Raw genomic sequence first — 12,864 nt, 5'->3', positions numbered from 1 at the left:
GGTTATATTTTCCTAGGTATAGATTATTTTTATCATTCTATCCAAATTTATACAGGGTCTAATCATATTATTCATTTTTGTCCGATAAGATAGGAGGTGGAGGTGATTGAGATGTTAATCGCGTTCATTTTAAGAAGAGAAAAGGTCAAGTGAAGGGCTCATTAATGATAACCGTGATCCTGTGATTGCCATTGGAGGTGATAGGACCTTTCATGAAGTGGGGAATGCTTAAGTTCATACGAAGATTCCACTTGGTTTAGGGCCGGAACAGGAAATGATTTTGCGACAACGATGGGTATTTCGAAGAATACATAAGAAGCTGTTACTAGAATCTTAACAAAAGAAGCTAAGCTAATAGATGTATTACTAGTCAATGACAAGGAAATTTGTCTAACTGTCGTTGGTCGTGGGTTTGACGGAAAACTATCAAAAGAAATTAACGATTCGAAGGCGAAAAGTGGTTAGAAAAGCTAGGATATCCTTTTAGAGTGCTACGAGATAAGAACCTATCAAACCACAAACTTTAACATAGTAATAGACTTAGTGACGTTTCAAAAAGGAAGCCAAGGAAAAAGTAAACACACCTTTTCAGGGCCTTATGGCAATGGCTTCATTCGTTGCATGCCTTCTACGAAAAAACCACTCGTAGGCACTAAAAAACGCAACGGTTATGCACATTACTAAGAGGGATGTTACATCTTCTCCTTACCGTGTTCAAAGGAAAACATGTAAGACATCCCGCCGTTCAAATGGATAAAGGGAAACAAATTGAGATAGAAACAAATCAACCAGTGTTCATTCACGGAGTCGGCGAATATCAAGGTCAAAGACGGCTTTGCCGTTTTTCTTTTAGATATTTGCCGTATTCCCCGGCTTTTCTTTAATCTGTTCATCATCTTGCATTACTTCTTCATATTCATACTCAAACAATGCCATTACGATATCTTCGAACTGCTCAACCATACCTTTAATCATAACGCTGCCTCCTTAAAGAAAATGAAGATTTCTATTAGGATGTAACAATTTGGAGAAATTATGCAGGTATTTAGATTATAAATATAATGAAACCTGTGTGCTATTTCATCGTAAGTATATTGTATTAATGAAAAAACTAGTAGGTTGATGGAGGAAATGTAAAAAACATGTCGAATTAGCATATAGATTGACTATGACTAAAGTAACAGGGGGAGAGATATTGAAAGAAAAATATCTAAGACTACTCAGTCTTCTTCTTTGTATTTGTTTACTCATCGCATTGCCCCTTTCTTCACAAGCACAGGATTCAATTACGAAGAAAAAAGTGATTTCCCTCATTTATGATGACTCCGGAAGCATGTGGTTTATGTATGATGATGACTTAAACCAGCTCCCAAGTGACAATTGGAAATTTGCGAATTATTCCTTGCAAAGCATGATTGCGTTGTTAGGGGAAGAAGATGAACTAAGTGTTGTTCGAATGACAGAGCCTGCGAAACTAGATACCATCAATGCCCGTTATGAAAACAGACAACGTGAAATCAACCGCGTTTCCAGCTGGGAAGATCGTGGATGGACGCCATTTGAAACGGTGGATACAGCAACCAAGCATTTGATGAGTGCGGCTGAAAAAGAACCAGATAGTGAGTTTTGGTTCATTATTGTCATGGATGGTGTGTTCAATGAGTTGGATTATATGCAAATTGAAGATGACCAAACACTAACGCAAAATTATGCTTATGCTAGAGAGCGGTTAGAGCAGTTTACCAGTTTTATGACGGAAAAAGACATAAAGTTTAACTCCATTCTAGTAACGATTGAATCCTTTTTAACAGAAGATGAAAGGATTCAAATGAAAGATTTTATCGACATATGGCATGAAACAACAGGCGGATTACATATTACGGCCGAAAATGAGCAGGAGATTATTGAACGGATTAATGAAGTGGCGGCGATTATTACAAACCGTGATCCAAATGCGGAAAAGAGCAGTGTTGACCTACAACCTACGTTTAACGGAAAAGACGTAACGATTTATTCTCCTTATCCTTTAAAGCGAATAACCGTATTACAACAAGCACCAGACCAGCTTACTCCCGTTAAAGTAAAAAGTATTGGGTCAAACGATTACCAGGTGAACGGACCATTTTTAATGCAAACGCCTTATGATGAATTTGAATTGCGAGAGGACTTATTTGGGGGCATTAGTCATATTGCTCCAAAACATAAAGATGGTGTCATTCCACAAGGGGAATATACGTTAACCTTTGATGAAGATGTAAGTTCTTTTAATCCAGAAGACTTTCACTTTATTGCAGAACCAGCAATTGATTTTCATGTCTCCATCCTTAGAGAAGAGGACGATGGTTCATACACAAGCGACCTTGACACCTTTTTCTATGGAAGTGATATGGTCATGGAAGTGGAGCTCGTTCATCTTGGCAATGAAGAGCAAAAAGTAACGTTTACTGCAAGTCAGGCTGAATCAGATGTTGAAGTTATCGCGACTATTGAAGACCAGACTGTCTCATTTACGTGGGATGCAGAGCGAGAAAGCTTCATCGGAACCTTTGTCATGCCTGATGAAGATAGCGAGGCGGAAGTGACCTCTTTAGTTCACGGCTTTTATCAAGAAACAAAAATAATTCCACTTGTTGGTGTTGGCGGGAGAGACTTACGCCTTGATTTAGTTACCTTGGATTGGAGAGCCTCGTTAAACGAGTTAAATGAGGCAGATGCGATTCAAATACAACCATATATCAATGACCGAGAAATCACAGAAGAAGAATTAGCTGAGGTTTTTGAAACGATTCAAGTGTCGAGTAATCAAAATCTACAATTTGACGTGACTCAAAATGGAAGTTTGCTAGAGATTAAACCTAAGCAAAATTACTTGCCGTTTCTTTCAACAGTAGGTGATGTCGAAGTTCAAGTTGAAATGGAAGGGAAATATGCAGGCGAATATGCTTCAACGGAATTTGCGATTTTCATAGAAGACATTTCGTGGTGGCAAAAGTATGGAATCTACCTTACCTATTTTCTAGCGATTATCCTTTTCATCATTTGGTTGATTGGGATTATTCGAAAACCAAGGTTCGCTAAGAATGCGGCTTATGTTGAGTTAGTAACAGCGCAAATGTTACGAGGTCGAGAGATTGGTAGTTACTCTAGCACCGAGCATTTCCGTACAAACTTCTTCAGTCGATGGTTTGTTCCTTATGTTCCTGAAAAATGTACGATTCAAAGCGTGACCTTTAAAGCGACTCGAAATTCGGACCGTGTATATCTTGCAAAAGAATCACAAACCGAAGAAATGGTCGTGCAATACCAAAAGCTTGAGCACGACAGTGGCCGTCAAGATTTATTAATCTATAGCAATGATGTAATTGAGCTTGAAATTTACAATCAAAAAGAGAAGTACACGTATATTAAAAACTAACAGTAGAGGTGGAAGAGTATGAGTCATAATGTACCTACAATATTAATTGGTTTAGGTGGAGTGGGAAGCTCCGTTGTCAATACAATTTATGGACGGATTCCGCAAGATTCACGAAGCAATGTTGCAATCCATGCGTTTGATACCGATGTGAATACGATTAAGAAAATGGAACACCTTGTCAACAACATTACCCAAACAAGTACAAGAAAATCAGTGGGAGAATATTTACACCAAAATCCTTCTCTCCTGACTTGGTTTCCTGATAATCCGCAAATTCGAAAGAAAACGATGACAGAAGGAGCGGGACAAATCCGTGCCGTGTCAAGATTGGCTTTCCGTGCGGCTATGGGTGAAGGAAAAATGAATTCACTGTGGGAAGGCATTGATAGCATTTTCCCAGTCAGCGGAGACAAAATGACCTATGGTGTTCGTGTCATCATCATTAGTTCGATGGTTGGAGGAACAGGTTCTGGTATTTTTCTTCAAGTTGCGATGTACTTGCGTGAAATGCTAGAAAGAAAATTTGGTCATTCTAGTGTGTTAATTCGTGGGGCGTTCTTATTGCCAGATATTTTAGTTCGTACGAATACCCTAGATGAACGCGAGTGGGAATCGGTTCGTGCGAATGGCTATTCAAGTTTAAAAGAATTAAACGCCATTACAATGAGTGCTTCTGGTCAATTTAAAAATGAGGATGACGTGACGATTGATTTAGAATATCGTCCAAATCAAATTGACCTAGATGGCAGAACGACACATGCGATTACAGATAAGCAATTGCCATTTGATTTCTGTTTCCTATATGACTATGAAAACTTACGGGGACAGCATTTAAATTCAGTAGGACAATACATTGACCAAGTGTCACGAACGATTTACTTACAACTATTTAGCCCAATTTCCGCAAAGCATTTCTCACAAGAAGACAATCAAATCCTTGAGTTAATCTCTTCTGAAGGACGCGGTCGCTATTGTGGAGCGGGAGCGGCTACTCTAACCTATCCATACGAGGATGTAGTTGAGTATTGTTCTCTTAAATGGGCGGCTTCTGGCTTAGACGATTCATGGTTATTACTAGACCGCTTGTATGATGAAGAGCGTAATCGCTATGAGTCAGACTTGCGCCGTGGCATTAACCGGGAACGGCCTGAGCGTGGCAAGCGTTATATTTGGCAGCTTGAAACATTAGTTAATGATGATACGCCACAGCCATTCTTTAACCAAGTGTATCGTCAAGTGTGCGAAGAGTTAGATGAAGGCAAGCTTGGCGAACCAAAAGCGTATCGTTTTGTCGATGCAGTAGAGGCTCGTGTCCAACAGATTCTTGACGGAGATGCGGAGCTTAAAATCTTTGAAAACAAATGTCGTTTAGATGAAGGAAAGTTAAAAATTAAAAACGAAGTGAAGCGTGAGATTGGAAGAGTTGAGGCTTCGCTTGAGTTTTACCGTGAGCAAATCAACAAGAAGGTATATGAGTATCGTACGTTTATTGCTCATCAAATTGTTGACCAAGATTGCGATAGCCCAAGTGGCTCTGAAGGTCAAGGTTACCGATTAAATACGTGGTTTATGAGAAAACCAACACCACTTCACCCAGTGGCTGCTCGCTTTATGCTGTATCAAATGAGTGAAGAAATCAATCATCGTATCATGAAGCTTCGCACAGAAAACACAAACTTCAAGCGTCAAATTGACAACTACGATGAAGCGTTTAACATTCGTGAGACCGACACGATTGAAACAGCAATGCAACGTGTTGATATGGCATTAAGTCGTGGATTCCTAGGAAGTATTTTTAGCAAGGATAGCTATAAAGAGTTTATTAAAGATTATGCTCGTCTATCTAGCATTCAATTAAATACATTAAACCGCTTTAAAAAGAATCTTCTATTAGAGCTTGTGTACACATCGGTTGACCAAGCGATTCAAAGCATGATTCGTGATTGGGAGCGATTCTTTGAAAACTTAAAAGATACGCGTGACAATCTTTTAAGTGAGTTGAACCAACGTGCGGTTCAATATGAAAATAACAATGACCAAACTAAAGAGTATGTGCTTGCGACAAAAACGTATTTAGAAAGTACATGGGAAAGCATTCGCTCTTCTGTGGACCAAGGCATGCTACCAGATTCAATTTCAGAGCAAATCTACTTAAGTCATTTCCGTCAATATTGCAAGCGCAATGAGAGCACGTATACGAATTACATTGAAGAAATGCGTGTTGAAGAGCTGTATCGTGAAAATGTCGTAGCGTATTGCCGTAATGAATTAAAAACAAGATATCAAGACCGTCTCGACTTAACGGTAATTCAAGCATTACGTCGTGAAGCTGCTGTTAATCAAGTAAATCCTGAAGAGCACATTGAAATGAGAATTAGTCAATTAGACTATTTATCAAGTCCATTTATTCCGTCCATAGAAAACCATCGTGAATTGAAATTCTGGGGTGTTCATTCTGACAGTGCGAAGCAATTAGGAGAGAAACTCACTCATGATATTTTTGATGGCAAAGAAGTAACCGATCCTGCCTTCTCTAAATATGAGGTCGTTTGCTATCGCGCTCATTACGGACTAAGTGTAGAGAACTTCTCGAAGTTTTCATCAGGAGACCGTTCTGACATGCATCAACGTCAGCCGGGAGTCTATTATGAAGCATACCGCCGCCGGATTGACCGTTTAAATCGAGGCGAAGCAACTGTAACTCCTCATTTAGATAAACGCTGGCATTTACCAGCCTTTATGCCAGACCTTAATCCAGAGCAAGTTCAACTGGATACGGTGAAAAATGACCGTGCTCTATTATTAGGACTAATGTATGGCTGGATTCATCTCGTTCAAGATACGGGACGTCATGTGTATTTGTATAACAGCCATTTATCAGGGTCGAAATTTATCTTAAAAGGTGGAGACTTAGTCACAGAAGAAACGTACCAGCTTCATAATGCAATGAGTCATAACCCTGTGATTTATGAGGAAATTTTAGAACGAGTGCAAGAAGAGACGAAAAAAGATAAACGAAACCATAGTGACATTGAAAACCATCAATTTGTAGTTGGGGCAAAACGCATTACAACGGTTACCAAAGACAGCACTACCAACATTTTAGATGTCGCTTTAGCGTATGAGCTTGAAGGACTAGGAGACCCAAGTCTTCCTGAAAAAGGCGCTCGTCTTCGTCAATGTTTACTAGATGAAATTGTCACGTACTTCAGCGATATTTACGGCAGCCACCGAATCTATCAAGCTAAAATTGATGCGGCGAAATTCATTGAACAACTATGGGAAGAATCGAATTTACGTCAAGTATCTGATACAAAAACAGCAGAATTTGCGATGTGGAAAAATTTAATTGATACGAAGTTACGTGAGCTAAAACAGCCTTCGTAGGGGAGGGTTTATGCATACTATCGTCATTCAATACCAAGAACAACCTCAAGATTGGCACCTTGTAGAACCTTTTTTCTACAAGGTCCGCTCTGCGGGAAAGTTAGCTTTCTTCGGATATGAACAAGCCACAGCTGAAAACTTGTATGACGAAATGAGCCATTATTTGTCCCAGCAACGGATTAGCATTTGGCAAGCCGTCGTATTATTAACAGTTCCCACAACGGGACAACGGTTGACAACGAAAATTGCGGGATTAAAAGAACAATGGTTCTCTAAGTTTTCAGACCAAGACTTGATGCCAGACTCCGTGACTTTTATTTTATTAGACACGTTAAAAAGAGATTCCTCGTATTCGCCGGAAGATAAAGGATATCATCCGGTTTGGCAGCTTGATAACTTTGGATATTTTAAATTCGAAGACTACGTAGAACACAATCAAAATATGTTTACTCAAACAGAGTTACATGAACTAGATGACGCATGGGGAACACAAATTAAAATTCAGGAGGCTGGTTTATTAGATAAACCAGATACCTCCTTTTTACAATTAATTGAAGAGAAGCAGCAAAGAGTAATCGATAAATTACTCATTTTTACTGAATTGAAGGGAATCCAATCTGTTCAATATCAAGGGGAAGCCGAAGTGTTATCCCCAGAACAGTTAGATGAAATTAAAGAGCTTTTTACAAGGCAGCTAAGGGCACTTGTTACGCCACCACTTGTAAGTGATTTACACCATTTCTCTCCGTCTCAGTTGCTTGAGAAAATTTTAAAAGAACGTTTGGCTTTAGCTAGTGCGATTTCAGATTATCGAATTGTGAGGCAAGTCTCTTCGGTATACTCGGTTGAAAAACGGACAAAAGCACTCGTATCGGTAGCATTGTTTATTAATGCGTTAGCTACAAGTGAAGAATGTACAGAGCAAATTCCTAAAGGGAGTACATATGAACTAGAGATGATTTTCCATCCCGAGACGTTGTCATTGATGTTAGCCAATTACCAAGCAACGCTTCAAGCGGCCGCATATAAAATTGATAGTAAGCTGATGGACCGTCAAGTCGTCTTGCAAAACCGTTATGAAGATGTGAAAGTACAGCCTCATACAGCTGACCCGTTAGCTGAAGTGAATATTGAGGAGCCGCTCTTTAAAATTCGTAAGCATCGGACGTATCGTGAGGATTGGAAGAAGTATTTAGCAGAAGTCGAAGAGAAGTTAAAAGAACGTGAAGAACAAATGATGAAAGAAGCTAAAAAAGGAGCGAAGCAACTAGCTATTTTAAAACGAAGAGAACCTGTGAAAGAAGAGGAAGCTCTTGAAATACAAGACTATGTCGTAGAGTTAAAAGAAAAGGTAGAACACATTTATCGGGAATTGGTTACGTTGAAGCCTGAAGTTTATGATGAACGAAAGGAATGGAAGGAAAAGACGGAAGAACATGATTTTTGGATGGATCTCCATGTCAAAGCCTCTCCTACAAAAAAACAAGTAGCTATTGCCCTTGGTTTATCTGGACTGTTTTTACTTGGACCTCATTTATATACGATGGACTGGAGCACGGTTGAGGGACAATGGTTTGATTATACAGCTGTGCCGCTATTGATTACAGGTGCAATATTCACACTCGGATATGTGGTGAAACAACAAATGACTGCACCAATTGAGACGATCGTGAATAAAAGTAGGCAAAAAAAGCGAGAGTTGTTTGAACGCCAACAAAAAAAACATGGTCTTTACAATCGGTACTTAAATAAATTATATGAATTGTATCGAACGAGACAACAACTCTTTCTTGTAGAACAGGAGTTTAATCAACAACGTCAGGAAAATTACTTATACCGATATCATCAAAGTCAATTGATTGAGTATAAGCAAGCGAGTGAGCAACTTATCTTTAATTTAGGTGTAAACAAACATGTTCGTCCCCAATCATTCATCGATTTTTTTGAAGATAAGTTCAGATTGGAAGATGATATGTATAAAAACCCAATCTATTCTCCTTTTGATTGTTTGCTAGATAAAGTAAATCAAAATCATCAGTTTATTGTTCAAATTGGTCAATCAGAGAGAGCTTATTCGGCAGGGCATTTATCCGCGCTTGACCGTTTGAAATTTACAAAGGATCAGGTGTATAAATTATGAGCCCAACAATGATTATGTTTTATGGTGTAGTCGTATTTATGGTCATCGTTGGGATGTTATGGATGACTAATTACAAAAAGTCAGAAAGGCATAAACAACTGTGGCTCCCATTGATTGCTGTAGTGTTTTCACTTGCTGTACTTCACCTAGATTTTATATTTTCAAATGAGTTAGTTGAGTATTTATTTGAGACGTATCCGTTTTTAGAGTCGTATACCGTTTTATTTTATAATCTCTTTCTGTTGCTTGTCTTTTTTGTAATCAAGTATGTTTGGAAATTAGTAGACAAAATCACCTCTTTCTTTCACAGACTGCTATCGGGTGGTAAGGCGAAGGTTCAGAAAAATTCATGGTTTGTTAAACTAATTCACTCTCTCCCTGAATCGATACGCACAAAACTTATCGTGAAAAAAGGAGAAGACCACACTGTCGCACTAGCCTATCAACAGGGGATTCATGACATTACATTAAAGCCAGAATGGTTTTTCCCAAGAAAGATGTTTTTACTGTTAAGTATCATTCCAGCTATCATGGTTTCTCTCTATATATTGTCGGTCTCTTTTGATTTGACGTGGTTAATTTTGTTCTTACCTACGTATCCAGCATTATCCTTACTCTTGTTGCTTGAATGTGCCTGGTTTTTAGGTGGAGACAGACCGCAGTTTCGTAAAGGTAGCATGACAGGAAGAGATGCGATATCGACAACAAAGGCACAATATAAAGAGTTATATGAAATGTATCAAGAAACGTGGCCAGAACGAATCGCTGCACATGGACAACTACAATCGCTTTCTTCACTTGAATCACATGTTCCAACCATTCATGGCGAAGAGGAAGAGGATGCTCAGTTTAAAGCGATATGTAAACAACTTCGAATAAAAGGGGTAACTTTACGTTCGAGTCATACGGATGTTTTACAACAGATTTTAAATGACCAGGATGTGTTAATCGAAGACCCAGTCTATGATGAGTGGGGGCATTATTTGTTTCCTGCCATCGATAATTTACTTGTAAAAAATAAGAAAATTCTTGTCATCGTAAAAGATTATCAAGCAGCCAAAATAGGGGTCGATTGGATTCATAAAGGGTTACAAAAAGAAACGGGTCTTGAGTTTTTGTGGAATATAACAACGCTTGAGGAAGCAATCGAGAATAATATTGATACCGATGTTCTCGTGGTGACACCAGAAAATCTTTCACAAAAATCGTTTTATGATTTTATTCAACATTTAAATGGCACTGCCCAATTTGAAGCAGTTGTTATGATTGAAGCAGAAAGGGTGTTAAGTGAGCACAGTACGCTCTTGCATACGTTTGTTTTACGTCTTCAAGACCAGCAACAGCAAAAGGCTCAGTTTATCATTATGTCGCAGTGGTATGAAGGTTTAGAGGTTGCCTTTAAAAAGATTACTAAAGCCAATACAGAAAATACAGTAGTGACATTGCCTAGAAGCAAAGATTTTTATTATATCATTTGGAAAAAGGAAGGGAACGAGCGCTTCCATTCTAAAATTTTTCCTAAGCTTACCCATCGAATCATCGAACCAGAAGTTGTTCTCTCGGTCATTCCTTTAAAAAATGACATTGCGAACATTCATTTTTTATATCAGGATAAAAATCCAGTGTATGAAAGCGTAGATGAATTAATTGGTAATAAAGAGCATCTCCTAGAATTTGGTGTGCCATCTATATTACTGGATTCAATGAAGCAAAAATACCACTTTCATAAGCATTATTGGGAAGTGCCTATGTCCAAACATGCGCTATTAATCGTGAGAGATTCTAACTATAACTTAGTCGATACTCTGACACAATGGTGGTCAAACGGGACACAAGATTTATTTGTTCAGGTGGTGAGTCCGCCTTATTTACTTCGTGATTATTTAGCAAGTACGATTTCCTATTATCTTGGAAATAATCGAAAAATTTCTCCGATGGCACCAAGATTAACACAATCACGATGGGGAGTCGCTTATTTCTTGTTAGAACGAATGTCCCAAGGCTATATTTCTGAGGAAGAGATTAATGGGATTTTGACAAGAGCAGGAGTCCATGAAACAACCGTAATAAATGGCCTAAATGTCTTTTTTCAGCAATGTTTCTCAAGCCAAGAGGACTATCGCCATGCGATTGAAGTTCGGAAAGAAAGGTTATTTCTATCAAAGAAAAACCAATTTAAAGATAAGGTGACGTATAAAATATCTTCACGCTTAAAAGAAGTCTTACTTGAAGGTTGGAGTCAATTTTTTGATATAAAGAATCAAACAGGAACAGTGGTGTCACAGCTACTAGAAGGTCATCTCTATCAAAATTATTTGGTAGGTCAACTTCATGCCTTTGATGGTCAACTCTATCGGATTCGCAACGTTGATAAAACTGTAAAAACGATTGATGTTGTCTTTGAGAACTTAACCGAGAAACGATTGTATCGTCAAAATCGAAAATACCATTTACACGGGTCATGGCCTGAAGTTCATGCAAAGGATAAGTATTTTACCCAATATCAAATGCAGTCAGCTATTGTAGAAGTTCCTTATGTCGTTTCTACAAGTGGGTACTATACCTTTAATGAAGGAATTGCGTTTAACGAGGGTCTCTCAACGTATACGAAGCTTCCTCCACACGAACGCAAGGAGGTCCTGCGAACGTATTCAAATGGAAAGGTCATGAAGCTGACATTCCGTCATAAAAATCGAGAGACGATTGAAGAGCAGCAGTCCATTTCCTTTACATTAGCCTTTTTGTTGAATGAAGCTTTTTATACGCTGTTTCCTCATTCGTACATGTACCTAGCTGTTACCACTCAGCTAGATGGGGATTTCTTTGATGGAAACGATGAACAAGCACAGCATATGAGAAGGATTTTTCCTAATCTAGTCACGAGTTTTGAGGCGCCTTCTAAACGTGAGGTCTCGATATATATCTTTGAAGACTCTCCTTTACAACTCGGTTTACTTGAAAGTATCCAAGAAAATTGGAGCCATGTTCTTGAAATCGTTGATGATTATATCGCGTGGGTCCTTGAAAATAAAGAGCAGCACGGGGAGTATTTACGGTTTGGAAAGGAAGAAATTGGTGGTTTGTTTGCTTTAGAAGAAACAGGTCAATTGATACAGGCAGTCCTACCTAATTCAAGTTTACGAACCGTCCGTCAAAACATTGTAGAAATGGAACCTTTGAACACGATTGATCAGGAAGACGTAGAGAAAAAGCAATGTGATTTCTGTGCTCGTCATTACCGTGCCACAGAGTTTGAACAACTAGATGATGGAAGAGACCGTTGTCTCCATTGTAAAAAAAGTGCAATCAATTACGTTAGTGAGCTACCAGTACTTGAAAAACAAATCCGTCATTACTTTTCAGAAGAACTTCAAGTGCAGCTTAGGAGACACATTCATATTGAATTCTTAAATTCAAGAGCGATCCATGAATTAAGTGGGATTCCTTTTATACCAACACCGCAATATGACCCGAGAATCGTGGGTAAGGCGTCGATAGATGACAAGAAAAACATTACCGTCTATCTAGAAAATGGAGCACCTCGCATTCAAGCCCTTACGACACTAGCACATGAATTTGTTCATGTATGGCAGTTTGATAATCTGAATGTCCATTATATGACGATTGAAGAACTTGAAGGTTTGGCAAGTTGGGTCGAGGTACATTTTGTAAAAATGCTAGGGGAACGAGAATATGCGGAATTCCTGCACCAGCAACTAATGAAACGTCAGGATGAATACGGGGAAGGATACAGGCAAATGGTACAACGCTTGGAGAGAAGCTCTCAATTGGAAACACCATTTGATTTGTATCGCGAGAAGAAGATCTTCATTTAATAGTTCTAATCCTTGTTGAATTGGAAGTTTAATAACATAACTCTAAAAGAGAAAACAGAGGGTGTCTAAAGGGATTGATGTTTCCC

The 12,864-nt window shown here is 38.7% G+C and carries 6 protein-coding genes; 5 read left to right on the top strand and 1 reads right to left on the bottom strand.

Annotated elements, in window-relative coordinates; all coding sequences use genetic code 11:
• Nucleotides 1-689: 689 nt before the first annotated feature.
• The gene (locus BK585_RS24890) at nucleotides 690-884 is read left to right on the top strand and encodes a hypothetical protein (protein WP_419095543.1); all 195 of its coding nucleotides are present in this window, start codon (nucleotides 690-692) and stop codon (nucleotides 882-884) included.
• Here BK585_RS24890 and BK585_RS24620 read toward each other — a convergent pair.
• Nucleotides 850-975 carry a hypothetical protein gene (locus tag BK585_RS24620; protein ID WP_281248910.1) on the bottom strand — a complete coding sequence of 42 codons (126 nt, stop codon included), beginning with the start codon at nucleotides 973-975 and terminating at the stop codon, nucleotides 850-852. The genes BK585_RS24890 and BK585_RS24620 overlap by 35 nt on opposite strands.
• Nucleotides 976-1,195: 220 nt before the next feature.
• Here BK585_RS24620 and BK585_RS13550 point away from each other — a divergent pair, with 220 nt between their 5' ends.
• The 4 genes from BK585_RS13550 to BK585_RS13535 are packed head-to-tail and all read left to right on the top strand — an operon-like array spanning nucleotide 1,196 to nucleotide 12,778.
• Nucleotides 1,196-3,415 carry a hypothetical protein gene (locus BK585_RS13550; protein ID WP_078553972.1) on the top strand — a complete coding sequence of 740 codons (2,220 nt, stop codon included), beginning with the start codon at nucleotides 1,196-1,198 and terminating at the stop codon, nucleotides 3,413-3,415.
• Nucleotides 3,416-3,433: 18 nt separating this feature from the next.
• Nucleotides 3,434-6,802 carry a tubulin-like doman-containing protein gene (locus BK585_RS13545; RefSeq protein WP_078553971.1) on the top strand — a complete coding sequence of 1,123 codons (3,369 nt, stop codon included), beginning with the start codon at nucleotides 3,434-3,436 and terminating at the stop codon, nucleotides 6,800-6,802.
• Between the two features lie 10 nt (nucleotides 6,803-6,812).
• Nucleotides 6,813-8,942, top strand: a complete 2,130-nt coding sequence (locus BK585_RS13540) for a hypothetical protein (RefSeq protein WP_078553970.1) — start codon at nucleotides 6,813-6,815, stop codon at nucleotides 8,940-8,942.
• A complete protein-coding gene (locus BK585_RS13535) occupies nucleotides 8,939-12,778 on the top strand; it encodes a hypothetical protein (protein ID WP_078553969.1) in 3,840 nt (1,279 codons plus the stop codon). The genes BK585_RS13540 and BK585_RS13535 overlap by 4 nt, the downstream gene beginning before the upstream one ends.
• The last annotated feature ends 86 nt before the right edge of the window (nucleotides 12,779-12,864 follow it).

The sequence above is a fragment of the Bacillus alkalicellulosilyticus genome, assembly GCF_002019795.1.
GTDB classification, from domain to species: domain Bacteria; phylum Bacillota; class Bacilli; order Bacillales; family Bacillaceae_F; genus Bacillus_AO; species Bacillus_AO alkalicellulosilyticum.
This window is presented reverse-complemented; position numbering and strand designations above follow the sequence as displayed.